This window comes from Paenibacillus sp. BR1-192 (assembly GCF_029542445.1).
Classification (GTDB): Bacteria; Bacillota; Bacilli; order Paenibacillales; family Paenibacillaceae; genus Paenibacillus_AQ; species Paenibacillus_AQ lautus_A.
Genome location: NZ_CP120718.1, coordinates 4,578,661 through 4,597,589 on the forward strand (window position 1 = coordinate 4,578,661; position 18,929 = coordinate 4,597,589).

Here is an 18,929-nt window from a genome sequence, read left to right on the forward strand (position 1 = left end):
GGGGCGCCTCGATTCTATCATCTGATATTCTCAGCATATCAGATGATGATAGAATCAGGCATTATGCATTTCTTGGGAATGTGGGCAACGGTCAAGGATTTAACAAGTCAAAACGACCGCGCCTATACCTTCGACTACAAGGGAATCCCGGCTCAATCCCTTCACATGCTCTTCTCCAAACAGAACGTTCCAATCGCCCAGCTCGGGTATCGTCAGAGAGGACGGTTTGCGTCCGGCATAATAGAGCACATAGATATGCTCTGCCGGGTCGCCGCCCGCATGATCGCGAAGCGTGAAAGCAACGGCATGCTCCGGGCACGGCTCGAAATGAAGATGCTTGCGGATCGACGCGGCATCCCTCATTCTGAACGCTGGATGATTCCTGCGCAGCTGAACGAGCCGCTGGATGTACTTCACCCCGTCCTGGTGTTCCGATGCCATTCCCCAATCAAGCCGGTTCACCTCATCGCTGGCATTGTAGCTGTTCTCCACACCGTTCTTGGAGCGATAATACTCTTGGCCGGCGTGCAGGAAAGGAATGCCTTGGCTGGTAAGAATCATGGCCGATGACAGCCGGTGCATATCGCGGCGAACGGCATCCGACTCCCCATCCGTAGACAGCATGATTTTATCCCAGAGGGTATGGTTATCGTGACACTCCACATAATTCACGCACTGATCCGGCTCGGAAGCAAATCCCTTGATATCTTGGGAATACGGAATGCCGCCCACGATGCCTTGCTTCACCTTGTTTTGATATCCGACGCCGCCGCTCACAAAGCCTTTATAATCAAAATGAAAGATATCCCCTTTAACTGCGTCACGGAAACCATCGTTAAAGTGCGCGATTTGCGGCATCAAGGCCGCTTGCTGCTGATTCGCCCGTTTCTTCTCGTCCAGCTCGGTATTCATGACCCAGCCTTCGCCGATCGTCATGATGGAAGGATCGATTTCGTCCAGGCGCGCACGGATTTCATTCATCGTCTGCACATCCAGCAATCCCATCAGGTCAAAGCGGAAACCGTCCACCCGATACTCCTTCACCCAATGCAGGACGGATTCCACAATGAACTTCCGCATCATCGGACGCTCGGATGCCGTGTCATTGCCGCACCCGGATCCGTTGGAGAATTTGCCGTCTTTTGTGTAGCGGAGATAATATCCCGGCACCAGCTTCGTAAAGTTGACCAAATACCCGTCATAAACGTGGTTATACACCACGTCCATGATGACCCGCAGGCCTTGTTCATGGAAGGTCTGAATCAGCTCCTTCAATTCACGGATCCGAACCTCCGGCACATACGGATCGGTAGCATACGAGCCTTCAGGTGCATTATAGTTCTTCGGGTCGTACCCCCAGTTGTACTGAGGCTCATGCAGCCTGGTCTCATCCACGCTTTCCGTGGCAAAATCATAAATCGGCAGTAGTTCCACGTGCGTGGCCCCGAGCTCCACGATATGATCAAGTCCTGTACGAATCCCTCCCGGCCCCCGGGTACCCGTCTCCGTCAGGCCTTTAAACTTGCCCTTAAACTCCACTCCGCTGTCCGGATGAATGGTGTAATCACGAACATGCAGTTCATAGATAACGGCATCCAGCGGGCTTTGGAACGGCGGCTTCTCGTCTGTCCAACGCTCGGGGGCGGTCCGGGGCATATCCACGATGTAAGCCCGATCGCCATTGACGCCTACGGCAGCGGCGTAGGGATCGACTGCTTCATTCCATTGATCCCCGATTAGCACCTGGTAGGTGTAGAACATCCCATGAAGATTCTCTTCTATTTTCAGCAGCCAGGTTCCCTTCACGTCGCGCGTCATCGGGAAACGCCGGGCTTCTGACGTCTTCCAATCCGGGTACAGCAGCACGTAGGCCTCGGTGGCCGTGGGTGCCCACAGGCGAAACTTGGATTCTTGGGCTTGGTAGGTTAATCCCAAGTCGGTTCCGTCATAATAAAACAGCTTGTCAAATTCCTTATCAAAAACGGAGACGCCCCCGGTTACCGCGGGATCCCCGTAGTGAATAACAGCGTTGCTTTCTTTTTGTACCGACAAGATGTTCACTCCTCATTTAGGCTTCCGGTCAAGTTGCAGTCCTTCCACTTCTTCTTTCGTAATGGCGCGGTTTCCATAGCGGGCTTCCTCGTACAGCTCGATCAAGGACTGCGGAACGCGATCCTTCCGTCCGTCCCATTCCTTAAGATCGTTTTCGGTCTCCCGCGGTGTAAATGACGCTTTCCAATTATAGCCTTCCCTGATGCTTCGGGAAAGTATCAAACGATACATTTGTCGGATTTTCTCATTCAGATGTTCCGGGCCTTCTCCTTCCCGATGCCTTCCGCCGATACGCACGCCGGACAACAGCCGTCGCAGCCGCTTGGATGCCGGGTCATGCTCTATATTCTCCACTTCGTCCTCATAGCCCAGCTGGGGCTGGACGTTCTGCCTGTTCATCATCCTGTTCATCCACGCGGAGAATTTTCTGTAGAGGCTGGGCAGCACTTTACCAAACCGGAACAGAACGTATAGCATGCCGATCCCGATCACGGTGAACACGCCATATATCAGCACTTGCTCCAGAACTTTCATCCACTGGCTGGGCGGCTTGGTTTCTTCATCGAGAAACGGCATCTCGGGAGGAGGCTCCGACATTGAAGGCGGCTCCGGCGCTTGCTCTGCACCCGAGCTGAACCATCCGGAGATCCAGGCGGCGATCCCCCTCGCCATATCGGAGACCCACTGCTGCAGCTGCGGAAGAAAAGCGACCAGCGCAATAAGGATCAGCAAAACGAGGATAAACCAGCGATTGTAGCGCAGCACGCGCCGTTCCAGCACGGGCTGGTCATTGCCTGGCAGCGTTTCGTCCAGCACGTATTGCCGGTTGACGATCAGCAGGGTCAATCCTAACGCAGCCGCTCCCATCCAGGTCAGAGACGATATTCCGCCGCGGAAGGAGTCCATGAAACTGAGAAAAAAGCTGCTGACCCCGTACAGAATCAACCCGATAAGGAAGTATGTTCCCGGGAACATCAAATTCCAGTTCACCTGCTCCATTCGGCTTCCGCGAATACTGGCAATAAACAACAGCGGGATAACGTAAGCAAGGGCGATATCAACCCTTACAAAGGCAACGGATACAGCAACGGAAACCAGGCAAGCCCATACGAACGCTTTGAACTGACGATCCATGTTGAACCAATGTGCACCTGCGTAGCCCAGGACGTACCCGCCTAAGACCAGGGCGGGCCATATCCATCGATACGATTCAGGCAGCAGATAGAATGCCGGGATGAAGAGCACCGGGAAATACAATATACACTCCACTAATCCCTGCAAAAAAGCCCTTATAAATCCGGAGCCTCGGCTGGTCATGCGGACACCTCCTTCGCGGGGGACGGCACGTCGCGGAGAAGGAATACCTGGATCGTGTGCCCGTTATCCCGGAATCGCTGAAACATCTCTTCCAGCCTGGGACTGACGTAAGTGCTCAGAATGAGGATATCTTTAGCTTCTTCATGCCGCGACAGCTCGTGGGCCAAATAATCATGAAAAGAAAGCCGGCGGGTCAGCTCCAGCCTGGCCAGCATTTCGAATATCAGATCCTGCTGCATCATGCCGCCTGCGACCGGAACGAATGCTTCATCGCTTGAATCCTCGCCAAGGGTTCCATTGGTCCCCATCCCGATCTCCATGCCCTGTGACAATAAATGCGCCGTAATGCCGGCAGCCAGGCGGATGCCATATTCAATGGCCTCCGGACGCGTTGCCTTGCTCCACATCTGCTCATGATCTTCAATATTCAAATAGATGAAGAGCCGGCTGTCCGCGGTCGTATCCCGCCTGTGAACCTGCAGGGTTCCCGTCCGTGCAGTCGCTTTCCATTGGATATCCTTCAGCGGATCACCGTCCCGATATTCGCGAACGCCCGATATCAGGAACGGATCCTCCATGATCCATCTGCGGACCAGCATCTCCCCCATCCAGGTCTGAACCGGCAGCTCCATGTCCGACGCATCCATCGGCATCGGATACACGATAATTCCGCCGGACAGGGTCTTGCTCTGGACAACCGACTCCATGCCGACCAGATCCCCTGTCGTCATCGATACCGTTCCCAGCTTGTACAAACCTCTTCGTTTCGCGGTAATTCGATGTCTTCGAAGAATCTTGGTCCACGGCAGCAGACTGAAGAAGCTTTTATGGTTCTGATTGAATTGCCCCTCGCTGATGTCCAGGTTCAATTGGTTATCGAACGCCAGACCCGAGCGGAACTGGGATTCTACCCGAAGCCATGGCACCGGCAGCGCTTTACGGTTCTCGATGATTTCGATCAATTCCACGGAATCTCCCTCATAGCAGGTCGATACCTTGAAGGAACGGCTGTAGTTCAGCTTTTGGAGTGCCGTCCGTTTGAAAATCTTGCCCTGCACGACTACAACTACAGCAGCGATTAACAATATCCAGTAGGCTCCCATCGCCATCGCCCCCTACGACGAGATGCCTTCTTCTGTCGGTACGGCAACCTGCTGCAGCAATCGTTGGATCACTTCTTCTGACGCAGTCGCGCCGCCGCGGTTGTGGAGCGTCCCCCGCAGCTTCAAGCGGTGCGCCCACGTGGGCACGGCGAGCTCCTTCACGTCATCAGGCGTAACGAACTCTCTCCCGTTCAGGACGGCCTGTACCTGCACCGCCTTCAATAATGCCTGGCAGCCCCTCGGGCTTACGCCGGAGGTGACGGCTTCATCCCGTCTCGAATGCTCGGAAAGTTCGACTATATAAGCCAACATCTCATCGCTGACATGTACTTTGCTGACGATATGCCTGGCTTGTACGATGCTGTCGGACGCTGCGATGGCCGTCAGGGATTCCAGCGGCTGTTCGTCTTTGAAGCGCTTCAAAATATTCACGCTTTCCTCCGAGGTAGGATACCCCATGTTCAGTTTGAATAAAAAGCGGTCCAGCTGTGCCTCCGGCAGCGGAAACGTTCCTTGCTGCTCCAGCGGGTTCTGCGTGGCGATGACCAGAAACGGTTCTTTCAGTTGATGGGTTACTCCGTCGATGCTGATCTGGCGCTCCTCCATGCACTCGAGCAGGCTGGACTGCGTACGAGGCGTGGCCCTGTTGATTTCATCAGCGAGCAGGATATTGGTGAACAGCGGACCGGGACGGAATTCAAACGTCGCGGATTGTTGATTATAGAAATAAATGCCGCTCAGATCGGACGGCAGCAAATCCGGCGTAAACTGTACTCGCTTAAACGTGCAATCAATCGACCTGGAGATGGATTTGGCCAACAGCGTCTTCCCGGTTCCCGGAACATCTTCCAGCAGAACATGACCTGATGTGACCATGGCAATAAACAATCTGTCAATCAGCTGCTCCTTGCCTACCATAACTTTGGAAACGTTTGCCCGAATGTCGTCGGCAAGACGGCGGACGCCATGATAATCTGTAATGATTGTAACCACCCCTTATGTAGTTTAACTTAACAACAAAGTTCGTCACGACCTCCCATAATTCCTGTTATTCGGGACAAAATAAGAGCGATTGGCCAATTTTGGCCAAGCCTTCATTGACCAGGGCGCGTCTCTTCCAATAACGCCAAGAAGCCGTCCAAGGACGGCTCCCGGGAAATCACCCTCAGTAGGGGATACTCATGCCGTGTTGTATTAGCCGATAAAATGAAGCCCATTTTATTCTGACGGCCTGTTTTCCTCGGCGGAATCCGAGCCGCTTTCCGGAATCAACAGTTTAGCCAGCTCCGATTCCGCCTGCTCGCGGCTGTCGATCCGGATGTCGATATAATGCTTGACCTCAGGCGCCTTTGCATAAAACGGTTCCAGAGAGGCAACCCATTTCTTATAGTCCGGGTGCCCGCGGAAGCCGATCAGGTGATCCTTAATGCCGCTCCAGCGGACAAGGAATATATATTCATCCCGGTTCTCCACGCACTTGTGAAGTTCATGGCCTACATACCCCTTTTTGGATAACAATACGCCGGAAGCCTCCCGAAAGGCACTTTCGAATTCGCTTGCCAGCCCAGGTTTAATATTAAGAATAGCTGATTCCAATATCATAACGTTCCCCCTCTTTCGACATCGATCCGATCAACGGTAAGGCAGCGCTTCAGACTTCGCAGCACCAGGCTATGAAAACAAGTAGGTGCAGTCAATTATATGCTGGTATAATGAGAAGAATGAATATACGAATGAGGATGAGACTAACATGGCATTCGGCATCTCGAAGCAGGAATTACAGCAATGGAAACAGAAAGTCGCTAAAGGCGATATCGCGTTTTTAACCCATTATTGGTACGATAAGCGGTTTCCGGAGTTCCATACCGTAACCAAAGTAGGCTGCTCGGATATTCAGCGCCTGAAGGACTGGTGCATATCCAATGGATTAAATCCGCAGTATATCCATCACCGTCAGCCATACCCGCATTTTGACCTGATCGGTCCCAAGCAAACGGAATTGCTGCAAAAATATAAACTCGAAGATCATATCACGAGATTCGGTCTGTCATAACGTCTAGTCGCTCGACTTGAATTCAAGGTGACAGTCCGCTGATAGCACAGAAAACCCGCCTTGATCCACGGTATCGCTCCATACATTCCGTGCCCGATCAGGCGGGTTCTTTAGTCATCATGTCAAGGCCTGGACCATGCCAATATTCCAGCCTGGCTCATAACATTATGTTACCGCTTGGCTTGTCATCTTTTTAAGCGTTTTATGGATCCAGATCGCAGCCGTTGCGCCTTCCCCCATCGCCACGGTGGTTAATTCGGAATGGACGCCCAGGTCGCCTGCAGCCCACAGCAGTTCGACGCTCGTCATTTTGGATCGGGGATCGGTCTTCACATGCCGGTTGTGCTCCAGTTCCGCCCCCAACTGCTCGGCCAATTCGGAATAGATCATGTTCCCTCCAAAGGAAATGAAACCGCGCTCCGCGCGGATGATGCTGCCGTCTTCCAGCACGACAGCCGATAGGATGCCCCCTTCCTCCTGAATTTCGGTTACTCTTTTCTCTATATACGGAATCCCAAGATTCGCTAACTGCGTCATGTTCTCGGACGAAGCCGGCTGTCCCTCATGGTTGACATAGATGATTTCCTTCGCCCGCTCGGATAACAAAATGGCCATACTGGCACCGGGATCCCCCGATCCCAGCACAACGGTTTTTCGATCCTGAATTTCATATCCATCGCAATCGGGACATACAAAAACGGATGTGCCCAGCGTAGACATCAGGCCCGGCAGCTTGGGAAAGCGGTCCATCAAGCCTGTTGCAAGCAGCATGCTTTTTGCCCTGTACCTGGTTCCGTCTTTACCGGTTAACACAAAACACTTCGCTTCATCCCGTTCGGCCTTCCGTATATCATCGGCTGTAAACGTTACGCCCACGGCCTCCGCCTGCTTCCGCCCTCGCTGTCTGAGCTCTTCACCGGACACCCCTTCCGGCCATCCTAGTATGTTGCGGTAGCTCTTGCAGATGGTGGAACGCCCCGTTCCCCGGTCGATGACCAGTACATCGTAGGCCGAATACCGTCCCAGTTGTATAGCTGCCTGCAGACCTGCAATTCCGCCGCCAACAATAATGCAATCTTTCACGTCTCTGTCCATCATGTAGGTTTATCCACTCTTTTCTGTATCGAATTAAGAGCTAAAAACTCTTGTGATCAACGCATGCTTCCCGAATAGAGATACACCCTAATATTTAACCAATCCGATGCGATTTACTCCTGATCAATCAAATAACCCCCGGCACACCGTGCCGAGGGCTATTCAATAAGGCCTTCACAGGAGAAACTGTCCTGCTAATGCGCCAATGATGACAACAAGCCACGGGGGACTCTTCCAGAACATCAGCATCCCGAACAGTCCCGCGCCGATCACAAATTCAAGCGGGCCGTGGATGGAGGAAGTCCATATGGGATGGTACAAAGCGGCCAGCAGAATTCCGACCACAGCCGCGTTCATGCCTGTCAGCATGCCCTGCAGTTTCGGGTTTCTTCTGATACCGTTCCAGAATGGCATGGCTCCTACAATGAGCAGAAATCCGGGCAGAAAGATGGCAAGCGTGGCAACGATGCCTCCGGGTATTCCCTGAATCAGGACCCCAAGATAAGCGGCAAATGTAAACAACGGGCCAGGAACCGCTTGTGTCGCCCCGTAACCGGTTAGAAAATCCTCTTTAGACATCCATCCGTTCAGTACCGTCTCGCTTTCCAGCAGCGGAAGAACGACATGCCCTCCGCCGAATACAAGCGATCCGGCACGGTAGAAGCTGTCCACAATGGCTACCCATCCATTATCGGTTATTCCTTTAAGGAGCGGGAGACCTACCAACAGAACGACAAACGCTCCCAGGCAAAAGAGTCCGGCTCTCCGTCCGATCGGCATTTTCATATCGGGTGTTGCCTCTTCGTTTGCTTGACGCTTGAACAGCCACAATCCCGATAGGCCGGCAAGAGCGATCACCGTCACTTGAGACACGGGACTCTGCCACAGCAGCACGACGGCCATGGCGATTAACGCTACAGCCGCCCGGACAGGGCCTGAGGCCAGCTTCCCTGCCATTCCGAGCACCGCTTGCGCTACGATGGCTACCGCGACGATTTTAAGTCCCTGAATCCAGCCTGCCGAGCTGGGATCGAAGGTTTGCATGAGATAGGCAAAAATCATAAGCATGAGCACGGACGGCAGCGTGAAGCCGAGCCAGGCGACAAGTCCGCCCCAGAGTCCGGCTCTCATAACCCCAACGCCAATGCCTACCTGGCTGCTGGCAGGTCCGGGAAGGAACTGGGCCAAGGCCACCAGATCCGCGTAGCTTTTCTCATCCAGCCATTGTTCGCGCCGTACATAGGTCTGGTGGAAGTATCCGAGATGGGCAATCGGCCCGCCAAATGAAGTAAGTCCCAGCTGCAGAGCAGTCCACCAGGTTTCGCCGAGCGCACGCCACCTTCCAGACGGTTGTCTGTTGCCAACTTGAGACTGTGTTTGCTCTTTATCTGTCTGTAGATTCAAGATACCATCGCTCCCCGTTTGCTTGGTGTAATGTAATAGAACTCTTAACCCGTTCAGTCTTACGTATACAGATCATTATCAAATTTCAGAGTATACCATATTCTCATGATCAATCTACCCATTTATGTAATCGCAATGTAAAATTTTCAGACTTGAATGCTTCGCGTGAAAGTCCACACATGCATTAAAAAAAGAGCGATCCAACTGGAGTATCTCCATGGATCGCTCTTCATATCGTTCTAATAGCATGATGCATCACCAGATGCTGACTTCTGCAGCTTTAAGCCTCCGTCTTCGTTTCGTCCGGAACGGACAGATAACCTGGCTTCGCTGCCCCAAAACCAAAGATGAACAACACCACGACGACGGCGGACAGCACCGTCAGAGGCACCTTCCACCCTCCCGTTGCGTCATGCAGGAACCCGATCAGCATCGGACCGACGGCAGCCAGCAAATAACCCAGCGACTGGGCCATGCCCGATAACGCGGCGGCTTCGTGGGCCGTTTTGGTACGAAGAGTGAAGAACATCAGGGACAAACTGAAATTCGCCCCGCCCGAAATACCTACCAGCATCACCCATAGGAGATTCAATGAAGACATGCCGGATAACAAACCGGCATAACCGATCAGCATGGACAATGCAGAGATCGTTACCAGTACGCGCTGGTTCGGATTCCGGCCGGCCAGGACTGGAATGATGAAGGAAAACGGCAGGCTGACAAATTGGAGAATCGAGAGCATCCATCCGGCGGCGCCGTAATCCATGCCTTGGCTTCTCAGAATTTCTGGCAGCCAAGAGATGTTCACGTAGAACGTAAACGATTGAAGCCCCATAAATAAAGTAATATACCAAGCAAGCGGCGACTTCAGCACGCTCTGCTGCTTCGAAGCAGCCGAACTGACCTCAGCAGTCTTTCCGGAACTGCGACGCTGGATCAGCCATACAATCATCGCCAATATGGACAAGGATCCCCAAATTAACAGGGAGCCCTGCCAACCAAGCCCGGCTTGGGTAGCCAGCGGAATGCTCACCCCCGATGCAATCGCGGCGAGCAGGTTCATCGAGGCGGAGTAGGTGCCTGTCATCAAACCGATATGGCGCGGGAAGTCCCGCTTGACCAGACTCGGGAGCAGCACGTTCCCTACGGCTATGGCCATCCCTAGGAATGCGGTACCTATCAACAGCGTATAGGGAGAAGATATCGAGCGTATGCCGATGCCGAAAGTCAGCACGACCATACTCAGCAGAAGGGTTGTCTCCAGTCCCCATTTTTTGGCCATGGCCGGCGCCATCGGCGACAGTAAAGCAAAGGCTAATAGCGGCAGCGTTGTCAGCATGCCTGCCAATGTGTTCGAAATTCCCGTATCCTCTCGAATAATTCCGATCAGCGGACCTACCGAAGTAATCGCCGCCCTGAGGTTAATGGCAATAAGGATGATGCCTGCAAAGATCAACCATGTGCGCCCTGTGGAATTGGTGTTTGGATCTATCGATGTTCTTGATGTCATGACATGGACTCCTTACTTTTCATGCGATATGTAAAAATAAACTTATCCGAGTTTATCACAAACCCGGACTTTAGGCCATAGCCCCGGGAGGTCAACATCCTGGCGGCAATGTCATGTAATAACGCATGGACGCACCGAAGAGCCCTACACAACCGGGCTCCAGGCATACACGGATAATTTTTGGACATCGCGAATCAATTCATTATACCGGTTCAGGATATCCTCGGTTGCAGCATGGCGGAACTGCAAGATCCCCATGCACCGCAGCATCCCGTTATCGCTTTTGATTCTGATCGAATACTCGAGACTGTCCAGGATATAGGATAAACCGCGATTTTGCTGTTTGGCATTCAAATAGTATATCCCTAATTCGGCGAGAAGGCGGGTGTAACGGTTTATTGTGACCTGATCGCTTATCTTTCCAAGCTCATTTTGCTGCGATCTATAATGCAAATGCTCTTTAAAACGGTCCAAAATCGGATCAACATGAAGTTGATAACGATTGGCTGCGACCATGATATTGCATAGAGCAAGAAAGATCTCATTTTCTCTCGATTCAACGTAATCTACATACTGATGTAGGGCACCTGGTTGTCCGCTCATTAAACTAAACATATAGCGATTTGCTTCAGCCCATTCGCTAAACTGACCTAAGATATGAGATTCCTCAGAACTGGGATTTATAACCCAATCGGGTTTATCGTACAATGATACATAGTGGAAAGCATTATCGTAATCTCCTCGTTCTTGACACAAATATGCCTGAACCAGGTACGAATAAAGTATAAAAAAGAGAAGAGGTCTATTAGGAAATTCAAGCGATTCAAAAGTATTTTTATTTTGCTGATAATGAATTCTGGCTTGATGTTCCATTCTTTTGGCAAGAGCTTCGATTTTATCCATACGCTGCAAAGATATATTCAGATTTATCAGCTTAACATATGCATCCATTTGATATATTTCATCTAACCTATCTATATAGGGCTCGAAATATACGGCAGCTTGTAAATTTCCCTCTTGGTTCTCACCTAATCTGATTAAGAATAGTCGATATTGGCAAAGAGCTAACCGTTCGGAATACTGCAATTTTTCGCATTCGGCTACGCATTCGTATAACAACGCAGCCGCTTTATACTTTTCCTCGATGAACAATTCTTCCGCCATTTCGAAAAGCATTGGTGCGTAATTGATGTTTTCCAACGTCATTCGTGCAGCTCTATGCAAACAATCCAATTTATCCAGTTCAGCACATCGCTCAAGAAAAGGCCTCAGCCTCCGCCAATCCGGAGTGGTATGGAAAATACTTTCCGTTATGTAAAGATTGTAGAAGTGCCCCTCTTCCAGACCCATCCCTTCGGTAATCCGGTCTAACTGGTGCATGGACATGGGACGATTACCATTTAAAATATTACTAAGTGTTCCGCTGTTAATGCCGGATATCCTCGCAAATTGGCTAATCGTCATACGATGATTCTGCAAATATCTTACTATTTCTCCGCGAATCGTGGCTGTCGTCTCCAAGTAACAACACCCCCAGATGGAAAACCAAATATTAGTATAGTAAATAATTAATTACATGCTATTATTTTACATCCGTTAGGTCAATAGTAGATGACTGAACAAGTTTAAATATTTATTATAAGATATAATAAAAGACGCTTCCGAGGACTCGGAAGCATCTTGCTATGACCCACCTGTTCGAGTTTAAGATAATTATGTACCGCCAGATCCGAATCCATGAGTTAAAGTTGAAAATACCGCTATTTGTTCGTTATTGTCAGCATGAATCGTTAAAGTTGGACCTGCAAATGTCCATACGATACTAAACATAACTAATAGAGAAACCAATTTTTTTCTCATTTAATTTTTGCACCTCGCTAACTAAATTAGTATACCGTTTTTGTGATTCTAATGATGAAAAATGACGATACTGTTCGAATAACCCCATACATCTTAGCATGCCATTGTTACTATTAATTGTAATGGAACTTCCCAAACTTTCCAATATAAATTCTATTCCTTTATCATATTGTTCCGAATTTATATAGTAGATCCCTAATTCGGCCAATAAACGCGTATGTCTCTCTAATGTTACTTGCTTACTAACTTTACCTATGTGATTTCGTTGTTGCTTATAGATTAAATAATCCTTGTAACCTTCCAAAATATGATCTACCTGAAATTTATGTCGATTGGCTGCTATCATTATGTTACACAAAGCCACAAAAATCTCGTCTTTACGTGTCGAGACGAATTCCATATACTCAGAAAGGACTTCAACTTGTCCGACCATTAACTGGTATACATATCTGTTAGCAACTGCCCACTCTTTAAACTGGTTAATAATTTGTAGTTCTTCATTATTAGCATTACTAACCCATGAAGGATCAGCATATTGTGATACATAGTATAGTGCCTTTTCGTACTCTCCACGCTCACTGTAGCTATATTCTAATGATAAATGTGCGTATAGTATATAAAAAACAAGTGGATTCTTCCTCTTTATTTCAATCTGATTTTTTGTCTCAATATATTTAAACTCAATTATTGCTTTATGCAGCATTAGCTCTGCAAATTCCTCAACTTTATCCCAACGATGAATAGATCCATTTACATTAATCAAATCAACTAGCGCATCCAATTGATAAACTTCATCTAATCGATCAATATAAGGTTCGAAATATACTGCTGCCCGCGAATTCATTTCCTGATCATCCGTAAGCCCAAGCGTAAACAACCGATACTGGCAAAGGGCCAGCCGCTCCGAATGCTGGAATCTTTCGCTCTCAGCCACACTCCTGTATAGCAGCACGGCCGCCTCATGCTTCCCCTCTTTGAAAAAAACCTCGGCTGTTTCAAAGAGCAGCGGGGAGTATGAAATATTATCCATCGTCATTCGGACAGCCTTGTCCAAACAGTCCAGCTTCCCCAGTTCCGCGCACCTGTGAAGAAACGGTCCCAGTCGACGCCAATCCGGCGTAGCATGAAAAATACATTCATCTATGTACAACTCGTAGAAATAACCCTCTTCCAGACCCATGCCTGACGTAATTCGGTCCAGTTGCTGCATGGAAATCGGGCGGTTCCCATTCAGAATATTGCTGAGTGTGCCGCTGTTGACCTCCGATATTTCAGCAAACCGATTAATCGTCATTTCGTTCTTATGTAGAAACTCTTCCATTTGTTCGCGAATCGTGGCTGTCATTTCCAAGCTAACACCACCCTCCAGGATCAGAACCCAAATATTAGTATATTTCTCTATACAGTAATCATATTGATTAATATTCCAGCGGTCAATACTTATTTACGTCATTTTTTTACATAAAATACCCAATAAGATTTAAAAATGCCAATTTCCTTACAAATCTTATTCTATTTATATATCGTCAAATGAAATGACACGATGAGAAAAGCGCTCCGAAATTTTCGGAAGCGCTTTTATTTGCTGAATTCTATAAACATTTTAATTCATCTTCAGTCCAAAGATTCCTTGTCTTGAAGTAGAAATTTACCCCAGAACCAAACGATCATCGGACAGCTTATGGCCGCTAATCTGCTCAAATTCCCCAAGCAGCTGCTCCACTGTCAGGGATTTCTTGCGCTCTTCATCCACATCCAGAATGATGCGCCCCTTATCCATCATAATGAGACGATTGCCAAGACGGATGGCTTGCTCCATGTTATGTGTGACCATGAGCGTGGTCAGCTTCATGTCCCGTACGATGTCATCGGTTATTCGGGTAATCAGCTCCGCACGAGCCGGATCGAGCGCTGCCGTATGTTCATCGAGCAGCAGGATTTGCGGCTGCGTGAAGGTTGCCATCAGCAAGCTTAGCGCTTGACGTTCCCCTCCCGACAGCATCCCTACTTTGGCTCGGAGCCGATCCTCGAGTCCAATGCCAAGCCGCTCTAGATGTTTGCGGAAGCCGGCCCGCTTGGATGCTGTAACGCCTATGCTGAGCCCGCGGGACTGGCCGCGACGATATGCCATCGCCAGATTCTCTTCAATGGTCATATGCGGCGCCGTGCCCGCCATCGGATCCTGAAATACCCGGCCGATCCAACGGCTGCGACGGAATTCCGGCAGATGCCCGATCGAAGTGCCGTCAATGCGCACTTCACCCGCGTCCGGCTTCATTACCCCGGAAATGATATTCATCAGCGTGGATTTGCCCGCACCATTACTTCCGATAACCGTCACGAAATCCCCCGGCTTCAAGTGAAGGTTGACATCCATCAAAGCGATCTTCTCATCCACCGTCCCCGGGTTAAACAGCTTGGACACATGGTTCATTTCCAGCATCAGAGCGCACCTCCTTTGGTCTTCCCTTGCGTAGCTAACAGTTCGGTTGAGCGCCTCCGTGCCTGTGAACGCTGCTTCATCGCCCGATTGATGGTCGGAACCACGAGAGCGATAATGACGATGATCGCCGTGATCAATTTTAAATCCGAAGCTTCGAGCCATGGAATCTCATAAGCAGCAGCAACGACAATCCGATAGATAATCGAACCGCAGACGACAGCCAGCGTTGTCCGGAATACCGAGCCGGTTCCCAGAACAGCCTCACCAATGATAACGGACGCCAAGCCAATGACAATCATTCCAATACCGGAGCCGATGTCCGCAAAACTTGATTGCTGGGCAACCACAGCGCCGGATAAGGCCACCAGCCCGTTCGAGATGCTTAGCCCCAGAATGGTTGTCGTGTCCGTGTTGGCACCAAAGCTGCGGATCATCCGCTTGTTATCGCCGGTCGCGCGGAGCGCAAGGCCAAGATCCGTGCGGAAGAATGCATCCAGCAGCAGCTTGCCGATGATCACAATCACTAACATAATATAGATCGGATCAATGGATCCGAAGATATTCGCTTCCTGGCTCAACGAAATATTAGGCTTGCCCATGATCCTCATATTAATCGAGTACAGCGCAATCATCATAATAATGCCCGAGAGCAAACCGTTGATTTTACCCTTGGTGTGCAGCAGGCCTGTACAGATACCGGCTAACATACCTCCGGCAAATGCGGCCAGCGTGGCAAGCCATGGATTCACACCGTTGGTAATCAGAATCGCCGCAATCGCCGCGCCTGTCGTAAAACTTCCATCCACCGTCAGATCCGGAAAATCCAGAATCCGGAACGTAATATACACGCCAAGTGCCATCAGCGCATACAGCAGCCCCAATTCAATCGGACCATCCAGCCTCATCACGAAATCCAGCATGTCATGACCTCCTTAAGGATTAAGAAGTAAGGCGCGGGCTGTTATCTCCGCGCCTTACCGTTACTCGATGATGTTGTTGTCCGGGTCCTTGACTTCCTGTTTCATGGCGTCGGTCACTTCAATTCCATATTCAGCCGCAACCTTCGTGTTCAGGATCAGATCCAGCTTATCCGGCTTCGTGATTTCCATGTCCCCCGGGTTCTTGCCGTTTTTCAGTATCTCTACGGCCATCTGGCCGACTTGATATCCATGATCGTAGTACTTGAATCCAACTGTTGCAAAAGCTCCCTTCTCCACCGTATCGCGGTCACTGGAAAAGAACGGTATTTTGTTTTTTTGTGCTGTCTGAATAATTGTCTCGACTCCACTTACCACGGTATTATCCAGCGTGATATAAAAGGCATCGACTTTACCGACTAGCGATTCCGCTGCTTGCTTCACTTCCGAAGTATTGGTAACGGCAGCTTTCACAAGCTCGATTCCATGCTCCGAAAGCACCTCTTCTGCCGTGTTGGCCATAACAACCGCATTTGCTTCTCCTTCATCTAAGACCAAACCAATCCTCTTAACATTTGGAAAATGAGTATTTACAAAATTCATCAATTGTTTGGTTGCTTCCGGGTTCGTGTCAGATGCCCCGGTGATGTTGCCCCCTGGTTTCTTCAAATCGCTGACCAGCTTCGCATCGAGCGGATCTGTTACAGCTGCGAACAAGACCGGTTTCTCCTTCACGTTCTGCGCCACAGCCTGTGCCGAATCTGTTGCAATTGCGATCACCAGATCCGCTTTCGTATCCTTCAACTTCTGTCCGATCGAGAGGTTGTTCGCCGGGTCACCTTGTGCATTGTTGTAATCAATCTTCAGCGTTTTGTCATCCTCCGAGATTCCAGCGTCCTTCAATGCTGCCAGAATGCCTTCCCGCGTTGCATCCAAGGATGGATGCTCTACGATCTGCGAAATCGCGATGCTGTAGGATTTCTTCTCGGCATCTCCGCCGCTGCCCGTTTGAGTCGTTCCGCCGCCTTCCGGCTTGTCCCCGCAGCCTACTGCCGTAACCAGCAGCGCGGAGAGTGTAAGTGATAACCACATTTTTCTCTTCATTATGAATCCCCTCTCTTTTATTAACCGCTTCAATAATTTTCTACATAAAGCGACAACGCTTCCCCGCTTTCATAGACGAAAGCATTAAAGTCAAAAAATAAGTCGTTCCTATTGAACAACGGTCTATTATGAACATTTTATATGTACCCAATTGTATTCGTCAATCAAGATTTTCTAAGGGAGGATGCTTTCCATAAAGAACATCCCCGGATGTCATACGTCTCCGGGGATGCCAGTATAACGAAACCATATTTATATAGTAGAAAAAATCTTATAATAACCTCTACAGAATGGAACGGCCCTGCATGGTCGCAAGCCAAGCATCTGCCATAAGAGCATGCCCTGCAGGCGATGGATGCACGCCATCGGGCGCCCAATAACTCATCTCAATCTTGGAGCTGGCCGCAGCGAATATGCCGTCGAGCGGAACGTACAAGGTTTCAAATTCGCGCGACAATTCGCGAACGGCCTGAATTTTGGGATCCAGATCTTCTCGCCATTCCTTCTTCGCTTCCGTAACGGGCAGCAGGAAGGGCTCCATGAGAATGAAACTGGCGCCGGTCAGCTCGCGGGTTTGGATTAGCAGCTCCCTGTAGCCTTCATAATAAGCTTCCACGGACGTGGTTTCGCCGCGATTAAACCTCCTGCCGGTTTCATTGATGCCGACCAGGATGGATACCCATGTCGGATCCAGATCGATGCAATCTTCCTCCCAGCGCCCCCGCAGATCGACGACCCGGTTGCCGCTGATTCCCCGGTTTACAAAACGCAGCCTTTTCAAAGGCAGCTCCATACCAAGCCGGGCAGCAGCCATCAGCGCGTATCCATGCCCCAAACTGTCCGACTCCTCGTAATTTCGCCCGCAATCGGTGATGCTGTCGCCTTGAAACAATACGAGTGCATTTTGCTCGATATGTACCATGCTGTTCAACGCCTCCAATAATGAAAGTGTTCACCTGCTCACCCCTTCATCATAACCGCTTTCAAGCATTCCTGAAACCCCTTAAATTCACATAACATGGCAAACTTTCTATACATTTAAGTTGACTATGTGGAATGAATTCACTACAATTCTATAGGTATACGTATGGCTGAATCTTAAAAAGAACAGGTGATTAAATCATGTCAGAGCAACAGAACTATCAGATCCTTCTCTATTATAAATTTGTTCAAATCCCGGACCCTGAAGCGTTCAAAGACGAGCATCTGCAATACTGCAAAGATCTCGGGCTTAAAGGACGCATCCTGGTTGCCTCCGAAGGCATCAATGGTACGGTATCCGGTACGGTTGAACAGACTGAGCAATATATGCAGGATATGCACGCCAATCCGCTATTTGCGGATATGGTGTTTAAGATTGACCCATCCGAAGGGCATGCCTTCAAAAAGATGTTTGTCCGTCACCGCGAAGAACTCGTTACGTTCCGTGTCGAGGATGAACTCGACCCTAACGTGGTCAGCGGAAAACGCCTATCGCCCCAGGAATTCTTTGAACACTTGCAGCGCGATGATGTCATCGTCATCGACGGACGGAATGATTATGAGTATGATATCGGCCATTTCCGCAATGCGATAAGACCCGAGGTCCAATCCTTCCGGGAGTTTCCGGAATGGATTCGCGAGAACCTGAGCGAGCACAAGGATAAAACCATCCTGACTTACTGCACAGGGGGCATCCGCTGCGAGAAGCTGACCGGCTTTATGCTCAAGGAAGGCTTCAAAGACGTTGCCCAGCTTGAGGGCGGCATTGTCACCTACGGGAAAGATCCTGAAGTACAGGGCCGTCTCTTCGACGGAAAATGTTATGTATTTGATGAGCGCATTTCCGTTCCGATCAATCAAACGGACGAGGATGTTATCGTGGGCAAATGCCATCATTGCGGAAAGCCCGAAGATCGGTACATCAACTGCGACAATGACGCCTGCCACCTGCAGCATGTGTGCTGCGAAGAGTGTGAGGAGCTTCATCATGGCTGCTGCTCCGCGGAGTGCGAAGAAATTGTTGCTGCAAGCCACAATGCTTCCTAATCCAATCAAGGCATGTATCAATAACCAAACGAAAGGGCAAGGC

At 49.9% G+C, this 18,929-nt stretch carries 16 protein-coding genes; 2 read left to right on the plus strand and 14 right to left on the minus strand.

Going from position 1 to position 18,929, the window contains the following annotated elements; all coding sequences use genetic code 11:
* Positions 1-99: 99 nt before the first annotated feature.
* The 5 genes from pulA to P0X86_RS20435 form a co-directional block, all read right to left on the minus strand.
* Positions 100-2,052 (minus strand): type I pullulanase, encoded by a 1,953-nt coding sequence (pulA, locus tag P0X86_RS20415; protein ID WP_277746332.1) that lies wholly within the window; start codon positions 2,050-2,052, stop codon positions 100-102.
* Between the two features lie 12 nt (positions 2,053-2,064).
* Positions 2,065-3,369: a DUF4129 domain-containing protein gene (locus P0X86_RS20420; protein ID WP_277746333.1), complete on the minus strand. Its 1,305-nt coding sequence runs from the start codon at positions 3,367-3,369 to the stop codon at positions 2,065-2,067.
* Positions 3,366-4,472 (minus strand): DUF58 domain-containing protein, encoded by a 1,107-nt coding sequence (locus P0X86_RS20425; protein ID WP_277746334.1) that lies wholly within the window; start codon positions 4,470-4,472, stop codon positions 3,366-3,368. The genes P0X86_RS20420 and P0X86_RS20425 overlap by 4 nt, the downstream gene beginning before the upstream one ends.
* 12 nt (positions 4,473-4,484) lie before the next feature.
* Positions 4,485-5,465: an AAA family ATPase gene (locus P0X86_RS20430; RefSeq protein ID WP_277746335.1), complete on the minus strand. Its 981-nt coding sequence runs from the start codon at positions 5,463-5,465 to the stop codon at positions 4,485-4,487.
* 225 nt (positions 5,466-5,690) lie between these two features.
* Positions 5,691-6,074 carry an antibiotic biosynthesis monooxygenase family protein gene (locus P0X86_RS20435; RefSeq protein WP_277746336.1) on the minus strand — a complete coding sequence of 128 codons (384 nt, stop codon included), beginning with the start codon at positions 6,072-6,074 and terminating at the stop codon, positions 5,691-5,693.
* A gap of 148 nt (positions 6,075-6,222) precedes the next feature.
* Between P0X86_RS20435 and P0X86_RS20440 the strand changes: the two genes are divergently transcribed.
* Positions 6,223-6,525, plus strand: a complete 303-nt coding sequence (locus P0X86_RS20440) for a hypothetical protein (protein ID WP_096774419.1) — start codon at positions 6,223-6,225, stop codon at positions 6,523-6,525.
* A 165-nt stretch (positions 6,526-6,690) separates the two neighbouring features.
* Here the strand turns inward: P0X86_RS20440 and P0X86_RS20445 are convergent, their stop codons facing one another.
* From P0X86_RS20445 to P0X86_RS20485, 9 genes are all read right to left on the minus strand, one after another.
* The gene (locus P0X86_RS20445) at positions 6,691-7,623 is read right to left on the minus strand and encodes an NAD(P)/FAD-dependent oxidoreductase (RefSeq protein ID WP_277746337.1); all 933 of its coding nucleotides are present in this window, start codon (positions 7,621-7,623) and stop codon (positions 6,691-6,693) included.
* Positions 7,624-7,794: 171 nt separating this feature from the next.
* Positions 7,795-9,024, minus strand: coding sequence for a chromate transporter (locus P0X86_RS20450; protein ID WP_277746338.1), 1,230 nt, complete (start codon positions 9,022-9,024; stop codon positions 7,795-7,797).
* 280 nt (positions 9,025-9,304) lie between these two features.
* The gene (locus P0X86_RS20455) at positions 9,305-10,534 is read right to left on the minus strand and encodes a CynX/NimT family MFS transporter (RefSeq protein ID WP_277746339.1); all 1,230 of its coding nucleotides are present in this window, start codon (positions 10,532-10,534) and stop codon (positions 9,305-9,307) included.
* A 144-nt stretch (positions 10,535-10,678) separates the two neighbouring features.
* The gene (locus P0X86_RS20460; RefSeq protein WP_277746340.1) at positions 10,679-12,055 is read right to left on the minus strand and encodes a helix-turn-helix domain-containing protein; all 1,377 of its coding nucleotides are present in this window, start codon (positions 12,053-12,055) and stop codon (positions 10,679-10,681) included.
* 301 nt (positions 12,056-12,356) lie between these two features.
* Positions 12,357-13,745 carry a helix-turn-helix domain-containing protein gene (locus tag P0X86_RS20465; protein ID WP_277746341.1) on the minus strand — a complete coding sequence of 463 codons (1,389 nt, stop codon included), beginning with the start codon at positions 13,743-13,745 and terminating at the stop codon, positions 12,357-12,359.
* Positions 13,746-14,042: 297 nt separating this feature from the next.
* Positions 14,043-14,837, minus strand: coding sequence for an ABC transporter ATP-binding protein (locus P0X86_RS20470; RefSeq protein WP_009590664.1), 795 nt, complete (start codon positions 14,835-14,837; stop codon positions 14,043-14,045).
* Positions 14,837-15,757 (minus strand): ABC transporter permease, encoded by a 921-nt coding sequence (locus tag P0X86_RS20475; protein WP_036661509.1) that lies wholly within the window; start codon positions 15,755-15,757, stop codon positions 14,837-14,839. The genes P0X86_RS20470 and P0X86_RS20475 overlap by 1 nt, the downstream gene beginning before the upstream one ends.
* Before the next feature lie 60 nt (positions 15,758-15,817).
* Positions 15,818-16,858, minus strand: coding sequence for an ABC transporter substrate-binding protein (locus tag P0X86_RS20480; RefSeq protein ID WP_192571341.1), 1,041 nt, complete (start codon positions 16,856-16,858; stop codon positions 15,818-15,820).
* A gap of 283 nt (positions 16,859-17,141) precedes the next feature.
* Positions 17,142-17,780 carry an SGNH/GDSL hydrolase family protein gene (locus P0X86_RS20485; RefSeq protein WP_096774429.1) on the minus strand — a complete coding sequence of 213 codons (639 nt, stop codon included), beginning with the start codon at positions 17,778-17,780 and terminating at the stop codon, positions 17,142-17,144.
* A 200-nt stretch (positions 17,781-17,980) separates the two neighbouring features.
* On the opposite strand from P0X86_RS20485, the gene trhO reads away from it, so the two are divergent.
* Positions 17,981-18,886: an oxygen-dependent tRNA uridine(34) hydroxylase TrhO gene (trhO, locus tag P0X86_RS20490; RefSeq protein WP_009590706.1), complete on the plus strand. Its 906-nt coding sequence runs from the start codon at positions 17,981-17,983 to the stop codon at positions 18,884-18,886.
* Positions 18,887-18,929: the final 43 nt, after the last annotated feature.